The organism is Neobacillus niacini (genome assembly GCF_048572935.1).
In the GTDB taxonomy this organism is placed as follows: Bacteria; Bacillota; Bacilli; order Bacillales; family Cytobacillaceae; genus Neobacillus; species Neobacillus niacini.
On sequence record NZ_CP183883.1, the window covers coordinates 5420238 to 5436999 of the forward strand.

The window sequence follows — 16762 nt, forward strand, 5'->3', positions numbered from 1 at the left end:
TTAACCACCTGCAACTGGAGGAAAAAGTGCAAATTGATCGGTTTCTTTTACAATGGTCTTAAGACCATCCAAATGAATAATATTTCTTCCGTTAATGAATACATGAACAAATGGAAGAAGCTCTTTTTCAGGCGTAAAAATTTCATCCTTAAGATCAGGGAACATTTCTACCATCTTATTAAGTACATCAATGACCTGTTGCCCTTCCGGACTAACCTCTACCCCAACTCCGCCGCAAATTTGCCGGAGATTTGCAAACACTCTTACCAGCATAACAAACACTCCTCTCCCCTTACTTAAATAGTAAAACTATTTGCACTTCTTGTCATCTTTTTTTGAACTAAAAAAGAGCAGCCGGTAAACCGACAGCTCTTTCTAACAAACTAATCTTATACGTAAAAAATCGACATAGGCAGTTTATCAAATCCTAAATACAATACAAGTAAGAAGGCGATAACGAACTGTATCCACAAAACGGAAGTTTTTCTATTTTGTGCAACCTTGCTAAGGATCATTTCAAATAAACCAATAACCCAAATGCCTACTACGGCTTTTAATATATACAACAAATCAATATTAGACACCATGAATAGAAGTCCAACACCCGTTGCAATGATTAACAGATAAAGAACACGCAGAATCATTTGCACAATTTTAGCGCCCTTTTCTTTCCCGCCTTTTAGTAAAAATATAGCGACAATAAACAAAATTAGGGCTAGTACCCAAGCTGTTACGTGACCATGAATCATTTAATCTTCCTCCTATGTATCAATAGCTTATAGCAACACTATCATACCATAGGCATTGCCAAAATTCCTAAAGAAAAGCTAATAATAAGAACCTTCTAGTGGATTCACAGTAAAAATATCTCTAAGCACAATATTGTCATCCTTGATCCCTTGAACCTCTGCTATCTTAGTAATTTTTCTTTTTCCATCATTTAAGCGTGAAAGGTGGACTATGATATCAATAGTACCAGCGATTTGTTCCCTAATCGCATTGATAGCCAAATTCATCCCTTCAAGATAGGCAATGACTTCCAAACGGTCAATCATATTACGCGGGCTGCTGGAATGTCCTGTTGCAAGAAAACCATCAAGTCCTCTATTTTCTTTCCGAAGTATTTCACGTACATTTTTACCACGAACATCTCCAAGAATATTCCTTTCCTCTCTTGGAATGAAAGTAGAAAGGGCATTGGCAAGGGTTGTTTTACCTGCACCTGTTCCTCCGCTCACTACGATATTTAACCTAGCTCTCACACATGTACAGAGGAAGAGGGCCATTTCTTTTGACATGGTCCCGTTACAAATTAAATCCTGTAAGTCTAGAGGTTTCCAGGAATACTTTCTATTAGCCAGCCTAGCCGAATTGTATAATTTGTGATTAATGCCTTGTCCCTGATGATTTTGTTCGATTTGTTTTAATAGCCCCATAGATTCCACCCACCTTGTTTGTTTTTTGAAAACCAATTTACTCACAAAACTTAAAGAAAATATGAACGAACGGTTAGGCTGGGGGCGATAAACAGATAAAAACAACCCCGCCTTTACCGAAAGGGGGGTTAACAAATGAAGTACAACAATGTACATAGAAAGACCTATGTAAACAATGCTGTTATCTACGAAAAACACCCTGTTCTTTCGGTAACTGGCTGGCGTAGTGCAAATGCACCTTAGCCCCTTTAGCTTTGCGTCACTGATTTTCACCAGTTTTGCCTTTATCGAGAATCAGTGTTTTTACATTTCCGACTGATCTCTTAAATCTATCTTAAGTCCTTTTGCCTTCATCTCATATCCTACTATTTTATCATTTTTCACAAACAAATAGGTATTTGTACCTAATTCTATAATTTTCCCAACCAATTAAGGTTGGATTTACTTTATTTGGGCGATTGAATCACATTACACCAACCCATACATAAGATATTAGGAGAAAAAAGGTAAAGGGTGTTGTTTATGCCAGCGATTGTAGGAGTTGCACAAGTCATATCACTTGGCAGCAGTTCCGTTTTTCATATTGGAGATGTCTACAAAATTATGCCATTTTCATCTGCAAGAACTTTCTCCGGTGCTGGTTCATTTAATACGGGTGAAAGTTTAAATGTTCATAATAATAATTTAAGTAATACGAACACAAACGATTCAGATGGTATTGATCAAGGAATCTTCCTTAATGCTTAAGGAAAGGTTGGTTTTTTATGAATTTTTATATCCAGCAATCCATTCAAATAAACTTTATTAAAATTAGCAGTATAACAAATTCTTCTGTCCTGCAGATTGGCAGTGCTGGAATTATTAAACCTGCCTCATATTTGTATAACACAGGAGGTTTTACAACGCCCGCACCAACTGCAGGAGGTACTCAGACTACGACCGGGCAATCTGGCAGCCCCGCAGTGCCATTATCAGGTACAGGTTCGAGAGAAGAAGATTCAAAGTGAGGTGATGGTATGTACCAGGATTATTCACAACTTCTTCAATGGGTCCAGATGACTTTACAGGCACAGGAAAATAGAATTGCAACTCTTGAACACACCATTCTAAAACTTCAGGAAGAAATAAATCAATTAAAAGATAAGCCAAGTATTCGGGTTGATAAGATTGAATACAAATTCGATCAATTAAAGGTTGAAACTCTTGAAGGAACCTTAAACATTGGACTAAATCCATCCGATTTGGCAAATATTGAAGATTTTGCCGTGGAAAATCAATCCTTAAAAACACCTATGCATCCTAAGGCACAAATGCAGCGTTCTATGAAAATCGAAGAATCTATTTATCAGTATTTAGAAACCGAACTGCCAGTGCTATTTAAGGAAACTCAAAACCAAATAAATGTTAGATTAGATGATTCCTATTTAGCTTTCATTAAACAAGATATCATGAAACAGCTTCCAGCCAGGATTGATTACCATATACAAAATGCTGCAGCCAATGAGCGGAATGGCGAACAATTCTCAGAGGAGAGCATTGTCGAATTACTTAAACAGGAAATTAGAAAAGGAATTTTAATCTTTATTAATCATTTACCAGAGAATGTGAAAGGAATGAATACACAAAATGAACTTTGAGGTATATAATCGAGATCTCCATGTTGATACCATTAGAATAATAGGGGTTGCAAGTTCGTCGCTCGTGATGGTAGGCGACACACAAACTATTCAATTGGCGTCAACTTTTGACACTCCCGCTGAATCACTTATCATCGGGCCGTTTGTCCCACTTTTTTAGGGGTGCTAAAGTTTATGCTCCAGAGATCTTCTGTCGTAAACAGGGTTAATGTGACCTCTGCTTCCTTTGCCTCTATCATTCAGCTTGGAGATTCCCGTATTATTAATGGATTTTCACGTGCCTTGGCTGTTCAAAGGGAAGCTGAAGTTTTTAATACAAAAGAAGGTAATTTTTCAAACTATCCTGTGTTTTCTGAACCAATCCCTTTTTTGCCAATAAATGAGAGTATTACGATATCTACTCATAATTGCCTTCCTATCATTAAGGTCAACACTATATCTATCCTTGCAATGTCCTCGGATGCCATACTGCATGTAGGAAACAGTGAAAACGTCTCAATGGAAGCAAGGGTTAAACATATCAGACAACTGCAGCATAGAGGGGATGAACAATGACAAGGCCGTTAGAATACAATATCACAAGCTCGCTAAGGGCAAGTAAAGAAAAGGATGTTAGTAAATGCCAGCGATAATGGGTCCAGTTCAAATTGTGAATGTAAGCGGTGGAATTGTTCATTTTGGGGATACGGTATATATTTCTCCAAAAAGTGCTACAAAGACCAATGCAGGTTCTGGAGGCTTTAATACAGGAGGAATTATATTTACTGCTAGCGGTTTAAGCGGCACAAATGTTCTTGATGCTAATTTGCTTGACCAGCCAATTGGCGGAAATAATTAGAAACGACATAAACGAGGATGTTTATGTCGTTTTCTAATTGACTATAGCTTTACTACATGAGCACCGTCAAAGAAGAATAAAAATCTTTCATCGACTTTTCTTTTCCAAATTTTCTCCAATGCTTGCGTGTATAGATTGATTTGCAGCCGGTACCGCTGTTCAAGTATTGGTTTGGCCTGTTCAAAACCACCTTTGTATCGATCACTTATCCCGTCTGATTTAAAATCAATAAGAACAAGGCCATTTTCATCCTCAAACACACAGTCGATTATCCCCTGAACAAACACAGATTCATCTTGGCCCTTCCATGTTGGATAAACTTTAGCAGCAGGTAAGGATAGGGTAAAAGGAATCTCACGGCTCACTGCCTTTGCCTTTAACATCCTCTTACCTAAATCTGACTCAAAAAATTTCCCAATGAGCTGTGTATCAATGACCTCCGCCTGTTCGACCGTTATCAGCTCATTATTAACCATGGCCTCGATTTGTGTCTTAACAGATTCTATTGTCACAGGTCTTGCTAAATCGACATGCTGCATGACCATATGGAGGGCAGTCCCTCTTTCAGCAGGGCTAAGCGCCTTTTCCTGCATAAACTTAGGGCGTTTTGTAATCGATTTTTTAAATTTGCTTAATAATTCAGTACCACTATGCTCATCGGACATTTCCCGCTGACGTTTCATTTCGGATACGGATTGCTTCGAGCGATGGGTTGAGGCATTGGCAAAGTAGTATTCCCATGTTAAACGAGACTGAATTTCTTCTTTAAAAGGAGATGTTAAAGGTATCATTTCCTTATTCTCTACCTTATCTAGGAGGGTGTCCTCCTCCAAGCTTTTGATAACTTCCTGATTTTTGACTTCGTCTGCATGTATTATTGTAATTTTCCAAGCAGAAGGGTGACAGGTAATTTCATCAGGAAGGACTGAGTTTTGAATCTCACTCTTCATTAATTCTTTACTGTCTTTGTGCCGAATTAACGCGGGGCCAACCCAATCCATGTAACAGCCTGCCGCCGCTCTTTCATAATCCTTGAGCAGCCAGTTTTGATTAGTAGAAACATCAGACCACTGATCTATTTTTTTTTCAGTATCCTTCATAGTCCCTATTAAATATAACTTTTCCTTGGCCCGTGTAAGCGCCACATACAGAACTCGCATTTCTTCTGCAAGCATTTCCATCTTCTTTCTACGCTTAAAAGCTATTTGAGGCAAAGATGGATAGGAAATTCGTTTTTCCACATTTACATACTTTGATGCAAAACCGAACTCTTTGTCGAGCATATAAGGCTTCCGGATATCAGACAGATTAAAATTACGCGACAATCCTGCAATAAACACAACCGGAAATTCTAGTCCTTTACTGCTATGAATGGTCATAATTCGAACAACATCTTCTTGCTCTCCGAGCGCCCTCGCTGCTCCTAGGTCATCTCCTCTTTCAATCATTCTTTCTACAAAACGCAGAAACCGGAATAACCCTCGAAATGAAGTTTGTTCATATTGCCTTGCACGATCATACAACGCTCGTAAGTTTGCCTGCCGCTGTTTACCACCTGGCAAACCACCTGCAAAGTCATAAAACTGTGTATCCCGGTAAAGCTGCCATATTAAATCTGATAGCGAACCCTGACGTGCCATCGAACGCCATTGTTCCAAAAAGTCATAAAAACGACGAACCTTTTCATATAAAAACTCTGTTTTTTCTGTTGGGCTGCTTCTACAGAAATTCTTAACAGCCTCCCAAAAAGTCCCCTTGTTGTACATGCGTATTTGTGCGAGTTCTTCCTCGTTGAGCCCAACAATTGGAGACCGTAAGACCGAAGCCAACGGTATATCTTGAAATGGGTTATCAATCACTCTTAGCAATGACATCATGATCGCTACTTCCGTTGCTTCAAAATAACCAGAGGAAAGGTTCGCATAAATCGGTATACCTTGTTGTTTAAATTCCTCCATTATTTGTGGTGCCCAGGTCATGGAGCGAAGAAGAATCACTATATCTCGATACATAATCGGACGATAAGAATTGGTTTTTGGGTTATAAACCTTGGTTTCATTCTCGATCAACTGTTTAATTTTTGAAGCCATTACTCTTGCTTCAAGCTGGGATTTTTCTAAATCCACCTCATCAAACTCAGAAGGTCCGATCTCCGTTTCTGCTTCAGCTGCTTCTGCAGATAATTCTTTACTATCATTATTTTGGTCGATAAGTAATAGCTCAATTGGAAATGGTTCATCTTCTGGATATGGTGCACCCGGCCTTAATTCAGCAGCTTCATCATATTCAATTTCTCCAACCTTTACACCCATAAGTTGTTTAAATAAATAGTTTGTTCCATCCAGTACCTCTTTCCGGCTTCTAAAATTACGAGCCAGATCAATTCGTAATCCAGTGCCATTACCATCCTGCCTGAAACGGTTATATTTTCCTAAAAATAAATTAGGCTCTGCTAATCGAAACCGATATATTGACTGTTTGACGTCACCGACCATGAACAGATTACCATTCGTCTCATCTTCTTTTGATACCAGCTTTAATATGGTTTCCTGAACCATATTGACATCTTGGTATTCATCCACAAATACTTCATTAAACTGTTGGCGATAAGCTACCGCTGCTTCCGATGGAAGAAACTCTCCTGCAGTATTTATTTCTCCTGTCAATATTTCTAGGCAATAATGTTCTAAATCGGCATAGTCCACAAGTCCTTTTTCACGCTTCGCTTTCTCAAAGCGCGAAGAGAAAACAGTGACCAAATGGACCAGTGTTTCAATGAGCGGGCGCATTTCAGCCATATCCCGTAAGAAGCCTTCTGGTTTTCGCAAAAACAGCTCTTCTTTAATATCTTGGATCCTCTTTTTAGCCTTATCACGTAGTTTTTGCGCTTTTTCAGTCAACTCTTTGTCGAAGTGATCGCCTTTAACTTGTTTTGCTCGGGAAAATGACCATGTCTGCATCGCCTGATAAAGAGCTGACCACGAGTCACGGTTCGCCTGGATAAGCGTATTAATCACATTTATATCATCAAGAAAATTTTCCGCCCTTGGTGCCGGACCACCTGGAAGCTTTGTCACTTCCAAGCCCCGCTCAATCAATTCCTTTGCACCTTCCAATTGAAGTTCCATATCAAAAACAAGCGCTTGAATGAATGGTAATTCTTCAAGATTTGTAATAGAAGCAACATCATACATACCTATCATTGACTGTAAATAATGACTAGGCACAGGGTTTGACCGTGCAAAATCATAAATATCTCTCACTATATCCATTAGGGCACTATCACTGCGGTCGCTGGTAAAGGAATCTACTAGCCTAAAAAATGGCTCATTATCTTTTTTTCCATACTCCTCTTCAAATAGCTCGTCCATGACTTCATCCCGAATTAATTGTGCCTCTGTTTCATCAGCAATTCTAAATCCAGGGTCAACATCAATAAGGTAATAGTATTTACGGATAACCTCCATGCAAAAGGAATGCAATGTGGAGATGGAGGCTTTGTTTAATAGGCTAAGCTGCTTTCGTAAATGCCTGGATCCGGGATCCTTATTAATCGCTTTTTCCAATGCTTCTCCGATACGATGACGCATTTCAGCTGCAGATGCGTTCGTAAATGTTACCACTAATAACTCATCCACATTAATAGGGTCTTCTTCTGATAGAATCTTTTGGATAATTCGCTCGACCAAAACCGCTGTTTTACCTGAGCCTGCTGCGGCTGCGACAAGAATATCTTTATTTTTCCCCATAATCGCTTTCCATTGGTCTTCCGTCCAGGTTGCCCCCTCTGGTTTAGGAGGTATTACAAAATTACTCATTTACGCCAACCTCCTTCCTTATTAATTCAAAGATTGTTTCCTTGGGCTGCGGTGTTAGAATTCGATATTGATTTTCAATCGACTCATCAAATTGACAAACGGATTTGTAGGCACAAAATGTACATGGTGTTTTATCTTTCATTTTATAAGGAGCAATGTCAACTTGACCATCCACGATAGCCTCTCCTGTAGTTTGATAGAGCTTCCGGACATAATCCCTTAAATTATCAAATTCATTTAGACTTGCAACTTTTGATTTTTTCGTCAGATTCCCATCTTTTTTTATGCCTGCTGAGATAATCTGTGAATCACCTGAATCAAGTGTTTGGTCCATGAGTTTAAGGACATCTGGGTCACCCATCATTAAACCGTTCATCTTGAATTTTTTCATGATTTCCTTTTCGATTTCTTCAATCGTCAATAATTTAGTAGTGCTTATTAATGGGTTATGGACATGGAAATAAAGGACCCCCGCTGGGCTTGCTTTCATTTCTACCAGTTGGTCAGAATGTGTAATGACTATATCTAGGTAGGTTAACATTTGCAGGGCTAGTCCATAGTATACCTCGTTCAGGTTAACATCCTTTTCACTCGATTTATAATCAATTACACGTAAGTACGTACTATCATTAACACCCTTTGCTTGATCGACCCTATCGATACGGCCAGCTAGTTCCATTCGTTTGCCATTTTTTAATGAAAACGTTAATGGCGGAAGCTTGCCATTACGTCCAAAGCTCAATTCTAATCCGATTGGTGAGAATCCACTTACTTTTGCATGTTCGCTTAATACTTGAGATGCCCGGGTAATAATTTGTTCTAATTTTCGTTTGATATAATGATGACGTTCCGAACTTAAAAGAATTTCATTTTGGAGCTTAGGAGCTAAAGCACTCACCGCTTCTTTGGCCAGTTCTTCACATTGTTTCTTTGTAAGAGATGCCCAGCTAAGTCTTTGTTCATTGACATAATCAGAGATATGTTTTAAAGCAGCATGAAATAATTCACCTATGTCAGGAGCTTCCAATCGGAAAACCTTCCGTTCACGAAGCTTTAGCCCGTGCTGTGCAAAATGGGAAAAGGCACAGCCATTGTACAATTCCATTCGTGAAACACTCGCCTGTATGGTATCCCCATATAATTCGTCCGCTGTTTCCTTTGAAAGCTGTACCGTTTGGTTGGTATAGAAGAGACTAGCGAATACTTTCTCTGCTCTTTGCTTCCACTCACCGCTGATATAAAAGTTATATACATCCCACCACAAATCGGATATAGGATAATTCCGCTTTTTCAACTGAAGCTGTGAAGTCAAGTAAGAAAGAGTGGTTTTGTGATTAGTAACAAAGTTTAACTGTTCTTCTTCTGTTAACTCAGCAGGATCGGTACCATAAAAATGTTCTGCTAAATTTGGATACATATCTTTTAATCTTTTAATATACGAGGAAGCTATTAATGCCTTTCCTTCATCATTGGCAAGCGGGTAACTCACGTAAAGAGATTCTGATGGTGTCGTTAGGGCCTTGTAAGCTATAAAATGCTCATCCAATAGCCGTGTTCTGCTGCTTGGAGCTACGATTAAATCTGATTCCATTAACATTTCACGCTCATCATCAGATAATATCCCTTCATCGGCAATCTTTGCTGGTAATACCCCCTCATTTACACCAACAATAAAAGCTGTTTTTATATCTGTCAGTCGAGATTTCTCCAAATCTCCTATGATAACCTGATCTAGAGCTGGAGGAATAAGTGAAAAATAGAGTGATTCGAATCCTGCTTCCAAGATAGCAGAGAAAGACTTTAAGGAAACCGCATCATCTCCTAATATTTCCACATATTGATCCAATAGATCAATACAGGCATTCCATACCTGATCATGCTCACGCATTTTGACTAGATTTCCTTTCTGTTCGGCTTCCATTTTCCAATTTTCTAGTTTTGAAGGAATATCTAATTCTTCTAGATATAAGTAGATTGCTTCACAAAGTTTCCGGCCCGTGTCTGCCTTTTTAAGCCTTCTTGATAACCGTAGAATGGGTGCTGTTACCATAAGCTTTAATTCATTCAATTGCTGTTCTATTTCTTTTTCCGCGTCGGTTTGCACATTTGTTTCCATCTCCAGACCATTGAAGCGACGGTATGTCCAGCGGTCTTTACTTGTCCATTTACTGCCTTTAATTCCATAGGCAAGTACATAGTTTTCTAGTCTATCCATTTTTTCCCGTATTCGATCTGGATTTTCATGCAGCGGGTATATCAATTCAGTTTTGATTACTCTAAAAACAGGCTCATAACGCCAAAATGATTGAATTACCTCCATAGTTGACCGGATTAATTCAATCAATGGGTGATTCAGCATTGTTCTCTTTTGGTCAATAAAAAACGGAATTTGATAATCAGAGAAAACAGGCTCTACGATATCATGATAATCAGTGCCATTCCTTATCAATAGGGCTACGTCTTTATACCGATAATTCTTTACCCGAACTAACTGAAGAATTTCGCGTGCAATCCCCTCTATCTCTGCTCTTCGATTAACAGCTTGCCCTATATAGATGTCTGTTTTTCCATCATAAGGGGTTGCTGGTCTGGTATCAAAATGTCTCTCTAAATGCTGTAAAGATAACTGATTCCATTTCTGCTGCTCAGATAGAAAAAGCGGAGACTCCATTTCAATTCCTTCCGCTTGTGCTAAATTGTATAAAGTGGTGCACGTATCACTTGTTAATCGAAATAAATCCAATTCATCTGGCACCATTTCAAAGGAAGTTTTGTCAGTTGTCATGGTAATCGTTACTCTCTGACAATGTTTCATTATCTGTTGTATGACAAGGTATTCTTGTGGCGTAAAGCTATAAAATCCATCTATATAGATTTCTGCCTCTTTTAAGTAGGTGGATTCAGAAACCTTTTCTGAAAGCAAACGAAAATAATCTTCTGAACTGATATACTTACCAAAGACTTCATCTTCAAATTGTCTATATATAATCTCTAAATCATTTAGTTTATCTTGTAAGGCTCTAGAAGCATTTTCACTATTTCTATTACCCTTCCCTGCCTTATCAATCAACTCATCTGGGGTAATACAATAACGTTTAAACTCAGTAATCATCTGTTCAACTTGCTGAACAAAACCATTTTTATCAGCGGCACGCTGGAATAATTTTAATTCGTCTTTCTTATCCTCTATAATTTTTCTAATAAGCATGCTTAGTCCAACACTACTTAGATGATATCGGCTAATACCTCCAGCCTCCTGCAATATTCTCCAAGCTAACCGTGAGAAACTGTACACTTGTGCACGTATCATTCCACCAAGTTTTGGATTGGTCGCTAAGCGGTATTCTGTTGAAAAAGTCATCTGTTCTGGAACAATATAAATAATCGGTGCACCCTCTGGATTTTCCAGCAGCCGATCTTCAATTTCATTCATACACATTTGTGTTTTACCGCTTCCCGACCTTCCGGTAATCATTCTTAATGACATGTTTCTTCCTCACTTTCCGATTACCCTGTTTTAAAATTACTTACTCTCATTTTATCATAAAATGAGCACAAACGTTTGGAACACTTCTTACAGATTAAAACCAGTAATGGTAATTTTTAAATAAAAAAGAGAGTCGATATTATCATCGTACTCTCAGGTTTCTACTCTATTCTAATTTAGAATTGTACATCCATTTCGTTTAGCGGCCAATACCGGAGGTCAACCTTTCCTACAACCTGGGTTACAGAGATGAATCCAAAATGTCTGCTGTCCCAGCTGCCTAAGCGATTATCTCCTAGCACGAATAGCTTTCCTTCTGGTACTGTACTTTCACCTGTTATTTCCTTCAAACTAAAATCACCTGTAAGTTTGATACCAGGTATTTCTTGCTTATAAACAGATAAAAACGGTTCGTTGTATTTGTGTCCATTGATATATAATTGATCATCTTTAAACTCAATCTTATCTCCTGGAAGCCCGATTACTCGCTTGACGTAATCTTCTTTCTCATTTGCATGGAATACTATGACATCAAAACGGCTCAAATCACTAATTTGGTAGCCCAGCTTATTAACTACTAATTTGTTCCCATCCTGGAGAGTAGGCATCATTGATTCTCCCTCGACCACATAATTAGAAAAGAAAAAAGTTCGTATAAAAGCAAAAATAATAATACCAATTGCAAAAGCCTTAACCCATTCGATCCCCTCTTTTTTCCATTCAATATTCACCTTTAACTCCTCCTTTTCTTCAACTCTTTACCTCTATTTATCTCCTCATTATGGTCATTTTCCATCCTCTTATTCAATCTTACTTCAATTCTTTTTCCAACATACCAAAGAATAAAAATAACTAGAAAAACGATGGCAGTACGGTAAGGCTGAGTAATCAATGATTGAAGGTCATAGCCAACAAAGCTGATGGTAAAAATCATCACCATCTTACCAATTGCTACAGCAAGCATATATTGATAAATACTAATTTTCGAAAGAGCCGCTACAACATTAACCACAACAGATGGTGTAAATGGGAAACAAAGGAGCAAAAAGAGCGGTCCAAAGCCATGTCGATCTACCCAGTCCATCAACTTTTGAACCTTTGAGTGTTTTGATAGAAAAGAAAAAACTCTCTTTTGTCCATACTTCCTTATAAGGAAAAAAAGCAGCAGCGCTCCTAAAAAAGACCCCAGCCAAGAATATAAAAATCCCAGCCATAATCCAAAAGCACTGGCATTAGCCATTACAAAAATAACCAATGGCAAAAAAGGTAAAAATGCTTCAATCATGGGCAGCACTACACCGGGGATTGGGCCAAAGGACCGGTACTCTTGAATTAAGTCCATTATATTTTCTAGTGTGAACCATGCCTTGATTGCTTCAATGTCCATATGATTGCTCCTTACTTCATACATTGTTGCTGTTTGTTTGTTTTTTATTTAGTTAAAAACTGGTGAAAAGCTTCCCTATTCATCTCTAAATTTAAATCTAGAACAGATCCTTCCCCTTTTATTCTTGCGTCTTCATATCCGTTTTCAATTGGAATTCTAAAGGTCTGAATATTTCCTCTATCTTTTGCAAAGAAATCTTTTGCCATAAACAATATATCCCCGGTATCCATGTTTGTATTGATATAGGGTGTAACTACACCAATTAATTTCGGGAGTTTGGGGATGGTTTGAATTCCTGAAAGCTGGTCGCTTATCGCCTGAAGTGCCTGCTGCTGACGTTGAACCCGGCCAAAGTCACCTATCGCATCATGCCGAAAACGTACAAAACTAAGCATTTGTTCGCCATTTAGTCTTTGCAGTCCTGGTTCTAGTGGAACTTCAACATATGCTGACATTTTCTTTTCAACATTTATTTCTACGCCATTCGGAAATGCCTCATCAACCAATTGCACAAAGCCTTCAAAATCGACAATGGCATAATATTGTAAATCAATATCAAAGTTTTCTTTTATTGTTTTCCTCATTAATTCAGGACCGCCACGCATAAAGGCAGAATTAATTTTATGTTTACCCTCACCTGGGATATTTACATAAATGTCTCTCATTATAGAAGTCAGCTTATAAGTGCCTTTGTCTTCATTATAATGTGCAATCATGATAGTATCCGCCCGTGATACTTCCTCGCCCGCTCTGGCATCGCTTCCTAATAAAAGAATATTGGTGGCCCCATATTGATCTTTTTTACCTTCAAACGTGTAAACTTCTTCATTAACATTATTTTCCTTATTCATTTTCTCTAATGATTGATTAACTCCTTGTTTATACTGATAATATGTATAACCTGCAGTTCCTCCAAATAGTAGCAGCAGGACCAATAGTATTGAAGTCTTTTTCCTTTTTTTCTTTTTTGTGTGTCTATCGTATCTCATACCAGATTCACCTATCTATGTCATATTTTTTAGAACAAATTTATTGTGTACATATATAATTCATTTTCCCCGAAGAAATATCCTTCTATCAAAAACTTTCTCATACAAGTACCAAATTTTGCAAACAAAAAACGCAAGCTTTAAAGCATTGCGTTTTCCATCAGACTTTTGTATGATAAATTAAGAACAAACGTTCGAATTAGTTATTTGAAAGGGGTCGATGACGGGATGACCAGAATTCCAGAGGAAGATCGTAATATAATGGAAAAAGCCATCTATTTGCCTATGGTATTAATTGTCTTAAATCGTGATTTAACCGTTGTAGAAAACAGTCCTTTTAAATTAAAAAAACCATACTTAGAACTAATTGAAGAAACCATGAAAAGCATTCAAACGGAATTAGCTGAAGTGAAACGATATATGAAGAAGAATAATCTGAGAGTAATGGAAACAAAACGGGATGAAGCCTTTACCATGTATATGTTTTTATATAAAGGGTATGAAGAGGCTCATAATTACTTTAATCCAAGAATACGCAACAAAGTTCAAGAACTAATGGAGTTCTATTTTCTAAAACAGTACCTGTCCCGTTAAGATATTATTGTTTATCCTTAACCTTATGTTTGCCATATTGATAAAAGTTTTCTGAAGCCTCCATGGGTTTTGGCCGTTGTAATAAATAAAAGGATTTTTTTTCATTGTACTCAATTCTTTGCATTAACTTCGTTCTTAAGTAAGCTGTTCTCTCCAGTTGAGAAATGATTGAACTGCACGAAACAGGGAATTTAAAAGACTGATTATTATTAAAAAGGATTAAAGTTTCTTGGGGATTTACTCGATCGTAATCTTTTACATGTTCATGGGAAATCCAAATACATTCTTGACGGGTTGGTGATGTGGTAGGGAAGAAAAAAATGCGGTTTGTAGGATCAATTGCAATGGGAATCTTATGCGCATACCCAACTAACTGTTTGGTGCCATTCCTACGACCTTCATAATCACTTCCATAGTATTCACAACTATTTCTTATTATTTCGAGTGGTTTATAGGAAGATAAAAATTTGTCCTCTACTTCGAAAATCTCCGAATAAATTTTACTGCCATACGCGATAGGTTTAATAAACATCGTAAATGGATTTACCTCATACTCTTCAATTTGTTTTAGCTTCAATATGCTCAACTCCATTAGCAATTTTATCCATCATATCATGTTTAAAATTTGGTTGATTTATTTTTCTGAATTGTTGCGAATTTATTCACAAAGTTATTACGGAAAAATAAAACTGAAAATTATAAATATTAATTGATATTATCAAAAAAACCCCATATAATAATAAAAAGCATCGAGGTGATTTTGATGAATGAGAAATCATACACGGAATTAATGAAAATTGGTGCCATGAAACGTCAACGGAAAGAGAATTTTGTCCAGGATTTGTACATTGAAATGCTCTTATCAGAGATTCAATTAAATGTCGAAAGAGAAAAACTGCTGAAGAAAATTGACCGTGCGATTGACCATCGCGATAAACAAAACTTTTACCTTTTATCAAAACAATTAGTTGAAATAAACAAACGGTTTGGAACGTAAAGAATAAGGCTGTGTAAAATATGCCTGTTGATTTCCACTCCAGGCACTTCGCTTTCCGCGGGCGTGCCGGGGAGCCTCCTCGGCGCTTAAGCGCCTGTGGGGTCTCCCCAGCCCCGTACTCCCGCAGGAGTCTTCGTGCCTTCCATTCCAATCAACAGGGTGCAAAAATCACAGTTTTTTTTAACACAGCCTAAAATAAAAACGGGAAAGGAGATTAAATTCTCCTTTCCCGTTTTTATTTATTTGCGTTGTTTAACTTCATATTCTTCAAGCATTGAAATACGCTCAAGCATGGAAGGATGACTGTAACGGAATATTTTTACTAATAAAGGCGGGTTAACCTGGCTTAGTCCCGAGCGGGTTAATTCTTGGAAGGATGTTATCGCAGCTTCAGGATTCTGTGTCATATTAATCGCATATCTGTCAGCCCTGGTTTCCTCATACCGAGAAATGAGATTAGAGATTGGACTGGACGCAAACAAAAGCATGGAAATGATCATGAAAAAGAGCGGTAAGGAACGAATATCTTTTACGTCTGGAATTTTCAATTCTTTTCCATATCGCCCAATTGCCCAATTCATAATTCGATACGTTAAATACAACCCCAAAAGTGAGAACAATAAATATAAAGCGATTCCGATATAGATATGCTTTTCAACATAATGACAGATTTCATGTGCCATGATAAATAAAATTTGATCATCTGATAATTTATTTAAAGTAGTATCCCATAGTACAATCCTTGCGTTTGAGCCAATCCCTGATACATATGCATTTAAGGAATTTGTCTCCTTGGACATATTCACTTCAAAAACATGTTCGGCGGGAATTTGCGCTTTATCTGCTAAAGCTAATATCTTCGTTTCTAATTCTTTATTTTTCAAAGGATAAAAATCATTATATAACGGGTCAATGATTACGGGCTGTAGAAACATCATAAACAAGGTAAAGGGTATCGACAATATCCAGGCATAGAGCCACCAGCGTTTAACACTTTTTTTCATGAGCCAATATAAAACTGGGACAATAATCAGTAAAGTCCCGTAATTAATCCAAAAATCAATTAACTCCTCCTTCATCCAAGAAGCAAAGGTTTGTGTTGAAATGTTATAAGTTTTTGACAAAGTGTAACTGATATAGCTTAGTGGCAATGTAGCCAAAAAAGCAAAAAATGAAAGCCATATCATATATATAGCTGTTTGAAGCAGCTTATACTTGGACGAATTTTCAGCCCATGATTTAAATGCTTTTGAAAAGCCAAACAGTAAAATCAGAAAATAGAAAAGCCATTCAAATGGTGTTGATAAGAAAAATAACAAATTTCTAATTTTTGAATACTCTTCACTCAGCATTAATTCCCTGCCATTTAAAAAAGTAGCAGGATCAGCTTTCGTCCCTTGATATTCAAAAGGCAGGTTTGAGTCTGCAAAGTAAAATAAATACCAATAAAAAAACAACCCATATATTACATAGGCCAAAACTGCATAGACTCCCATTTTTCTAACCATGTTTTGTCCCCCTTTTTGTACAAACTCTCTATATTTAGTTTAGTTATAAAGTTCATATTTAGAACTAAAAA

At 37.5% G+C, this 16762-nt stretch carries 18 protein-coding genes and 1 riboswitch; of the genes, 8 read left to right on the plus strand and 10 right to left on the minus strand.

Translation table 11 applies throughout. The features are described from left to right. The 3 genes from ACN6MT_RS26620 to ACN6MT_RS26630 all read right to left on the minus strand — a co-directional run bounded on the left by ACN6MT_RS26620 (position 1) and on the right by ACN6MT_RS26630 (position 1436). On the minus strand, positions 1-273 hold the full coding sequence (locus ACN6MT_RS26620) for a ubiquitin-like small modifier protein 1 (RefSeq protein ID WP_419888734.1): 273 nt from the start codon (positions 271-273) through the stop codon (positions 1-3). 116 nt (positions 274-389) lie between these two features. Next, positions 390-749: a YisL family protein gene (locus tag ACN6MT_RS26625; protein ID WP_419888735.1), complete on the minus strand. Its 360-nt coding sequence runs from the start codon at positions 747-749 to the stop codon at positions 390-392. Positions 750-827: 78 nt separating this feature from the next. After that, complete coding sequence (locus ACN6MT_RS26630; RefSeq protein ID WP_419888736.1) at positions 828-1436, minus strand: ATPase, T2SS/T4P/T4SS family; 609 nt, start codon at positions 1434-1436, stop codon at positions 828-830. Positions 1437-1642: 206 nt separating this feature from the next. Further along, positions 1643-1729: riboswitch (cyclic di-GMP riboswitch) on the minus strand. Between the two features lie 229 nt (positions 1730-1958). On the opposite strand from ACN6MT_RS26630, the gene ACN6MT_RS26635 reads away from it, so the two are divergent. The 6 genes from ACN6MT_RS26635 to ACN6MT_RS26660 all read left to right on the plus strand — a co-directional run bounded on the left by ACN6MT_RS26635 (position 1959) and on the right by ACN6MT_RS26660 (position 3911). Further along, a complete protein-coding gene (locus tag ACN6MT_RS26635) occupies positions 1959-2183 on the plus strand; it encodes a spore germination protein (RefSeq protein ID WP_063253175.1) in 225 nt (74 codons plus the stop codon). Positions 2184-2200: 17 nt separating this feature from the next. Continuing rightward, positions 2201-2443: a spore germination protein GerPB gene (locus ACN6MT_RS26640; RefSeq protein WP_063253176.1), complete on the plus strand. Its 243-nt coding sequence runs from the start codon at positions 2201-2203 to the stop codon at positions 2441-2443. A gap of 9 nt (positions 2444-2452) precedes the next feature. Next, positions 2453-3073, plus strand: coding sequence for a spore germination protein GerPC (gerPC, locus tag ACN6MT_RS26645; protein WP_419888737.1), 621 nt, complete (start codon positions 2453-2455; stop codon positions 3071-3073). Beyond that, positions 3063-3233, plus strand: a complete 171-nt coding sequence (locus ACN6MT_RS26650) for a hypothetical protein (protein WP_063253178.1) — start codon at positions 3063-3065, stop codon at positions 3231-3233. The genes gerPC and ACN6MT_RS26650 overlap by 11 nt, the downstream gene beginning before the upstream one ends. 14 nt (positions 3234-3247) lie before the next feature. After that, positions 3248-3628 carry a spore germination protein GerPE gene (locus ACN6MT_RS26655; protein ID WP_419888738.1) on the plus strand — a complete coding sequence of 127 codons (381 nt, stop codon included), beginning with the start codon at positions 3248-3250 and terminating at the stop codon, positions 3626-3628. Between the two features lie 64 nt (positions 3629-3692). Continuing rightward, positions 3693-3911 carry a spore germination protein gene (locus tag ACN6MT_RS26660; protein WP_063253180.1) on the plus strand — a complete coding sequence of 73 codons (219 nt, stop codon included), beginning with the start codon at positions 3693-3695 and terminating at the stop codon, positions 3909-3911. 41 nt (positions 3912-3952) lie between these two features. Here the strand turns inward: ACN6MT_RS26660 and addA are convergent, their stop codons facing one another. The 5 genes from addA to ACN6MT_RS26685 all read right to left on the minus strand — a co-directional run bounded on the left by addA (position 3953) and on the right by ACN6MT_RS26685 (position 13592). Continuing rightward, entirely contained in the window at positions 3953-7729 is a 3777-nt protein-coding gene (addA, locus tag ACN6MT_RS26665) for a helicase-exonuclease AddAB subunit AddA (protein ID WP_419888739.1), read from the minus strand. After that, on the minus strand, positions 7722-11216 hold the full coding sequence (gene addB, locus ACN6MT_RS26670; protein WP_419888740.1) for a helicase-exonuclease AddAB subunit AddB: 3495 nt from the start codon (positions 11214-11216) through the stop codon (positions 7722-7724). Before addB ends, addA begins: the two co-directional genes overlap by 8 nt. Before the next feature lie 176 nt (positions 11217-11392). Continuing rightward, the gene (lepB, locus tag ACN6MT_RS26675) at positions 11393-11947 is read right to left on the minus strand and encodes a signal peptidase I (RefSeq protein WP_063253183.1); all 555 of its coding nucleotides are present in this window, start codon (positions 11945-11947) and stop codon (positions 11393-11395) included. Positions 11948-11949: 2 nt separating this feature from the next. Beyond that, positions 11950-12603 carry a TVP38/TMEM64 family protein gene (locus ACN6MT_RS26680; RefSeq protein WP_063253184.1) on the minus strand — a complete coding sequence of 218 codons (654 nt, stop codon included), beginning with the start codon at positions 12601-12603 and terminating at the stop codon, positions 11950-11952. Between the two features lie 44 nt (positions 12604-12647). Then, on the minus strand, positions 12648-13592 hold the full coding sequence (locus tag ACN6MT_RS26685) for an LCP family protein (RefSeq protein ID WP_419888741.1): 945 nt from the start codon (positions 13590-13592) through the stop codon (positions 12648-12650). 228 nt (positions 13593-13820) lie between these two features. Between ACN6MT_RS26685 and ACN6MT_RS26690 the strand changes: the two genes are divergently transcribed. Beyond that, a complete protein-coding gene (locus ACN6MT_RS26690; RefSeq protein WP_063253186.1) occupies positions 13821-14186 on the plus strand; it encodes a hypothetical protein in 366 nt (121 codons plus the stop codon). Between the two features lie 4 nt (positions 14187-14190). On the opposite strand, the gene ACN6MT_RS26695 is transcribed toward ACN6MT_RS26690, so the two are convergent. After that, on the minus strand, positions 14191-14763 hold the full coding sequence (locus ACN6MT_RS26695) for a competence protein ComK (RefSeq protein ID WP_419888742.1): 573 nt from the start codon (positions 14761-14763) through the stop codon (positions 14191-14193). Between the two features lie 186 nt (positions 14764-14949). Between ACN6MT_RS26695 and ACN6MT_RS26700 the strand changes: the two genes are divergently transcribed. Continuing rightward, complete coding sequence (locus tag ACN6MT_RS26700; RefSeq protein WP_063253188.1) at positions 14950-15183, plus strand: IDEAL domain-containing protein; 234 nt, start codon at positions 14950-14952, stop codon at positions 15181-15183. A 239-nt stretch (positions 15184-15422) separates the two neighbouring features. Here ACN6MT_RS26700 and ACN6MT_RS26705 read toward each other — a convergent pair whose 3' ends face one another. After that, positions 15423-16691 (minus strand): M48 family metallopeptidase, encoded by a 1269-nt coding sequence (locus tag ACN6MT_RS26705; protein ID WP_419888743.1) that lies wholly within the window; start codon positions 16689-16691, stop codon positions 15423-15425. Between the last annotated feature and the right edge of the window lie 71 nt (positions 16692-16762).

Excerpts from the sequence above, each read along its gene's own strand:
- gerPC (WP_419888737.1), top strand. The coding sequence starts at position 2,453 with ATGTACCAGGATTATTCACAACTTCTTCAATGGGTCCAGATGACTTTA.
- ACN6MT_RS26660 (WP_063253180.1), top strand. The coding sequence starts at position 3,693 with ATGCCAGCGATAATGGGTCCAGTTCAAATTGTGAATGTAAGCGGTGGA.
- addA (WP_419888739.1), bottom strand. The coding sequence starts at position 7,729 with ATGAGTAATTTTGTAATACCTCCTAAACCAGAGGGGGCAACCTGGACG.
- ACN6MT_RS26620 (WP_419888734.1), bottom strand. The coding sequence starts at position 273 with ATGCTGGTAAGAGTGTTTGCAAATCTCCGGCAAATTTGCGGCGGAGTT.
- ACN6MT_RS26700 (WP_063253188.1), top strand. The coding sequence starts at position 14,950 with ATGAATGAGAAATCATACACGGAATTAATGAAAATTGGTGCCATGAAA.
- ACN6MT_RS26680 (WP_063253184.1), bottom strand. The coding sequence starts at position 12,603 with ATGGACATTGAAGCAATCAAGGCATGGTTCACACTAGAAAATATAATG.
- ACN6MT_RS26625 (WP_419888735.1), bottom strand. The coding sequence starts at position 749 with ATGATTCATGGTCACGTAACAGCTTGGGTACTAGCCCTAATTTTGTTT.
- addB (WP_419888740.1), bottom strand. The coding sequence starts at position 11,216 with ATGTCATTAAGAATGATTACCGGAAGGTCGGGAAGCGGTAAAACACAA.
- ACN6MT_RS26640 (WP_063253176.1), top strand. The coding sequence starts at position 2,201 with ATGAATTTTTATATCCAGCAATCCATTCAAATAAACTTTATTAAAATT.
- ACN6MT_RS26630 (WP_419888736.1), bottom strand. The coding sequence starts at position 1,436 with ATGGGGCTATTAAAACAAATCGAACAAAATCATCAGGGACAAGGCATT.
- ACN6MT_RS26650 (WP_063253178.1), top strand. The coding sequence starts at position 3,063 with ATGAACTTTGAGGTATATAATCGAGATCTCCATGTTGATACCATTAGA.
- ACN6MT_RS26635 (WP_063253175.1), top strand. The coding sequence starts at position 1,959 with ATGCCAGCGATTGTAGGAGTTGCACAAGTCATATCACTTGGCAGCAGT.
- ACN6MT_RS26690 (WP_063253186.1), top strand. The coding sequence starts at position 13,821 with ATGACCAGAATTCCAGAGGAAGATCGTAATATAATGGAAAAAGCCATC.
- ACN6MT_RS26685 (WP_419888741.1), bottom strand. The coding sequence starts at position 13,592 with ATGAGATACGATAGACACACAAAAAAGAAAAAAAGGAAAAAGACTTCA.
- ACN6MT_RS26705 (WP_419888743.1), bottom strand. The coding sequence starts at position 16,691 with ATGGTTAGAAAAATGGGAGTCTATGCAGTTTTGGCCTATGTAATATAT.
- ACN6MT_RS26655 (WP_419888738.1), top strand. The coding sequence starts at position 3,248 with ATGCTCCAGAGATCTTCTGTCGTAAACAGGGTTAATGTGACCTCTGCT.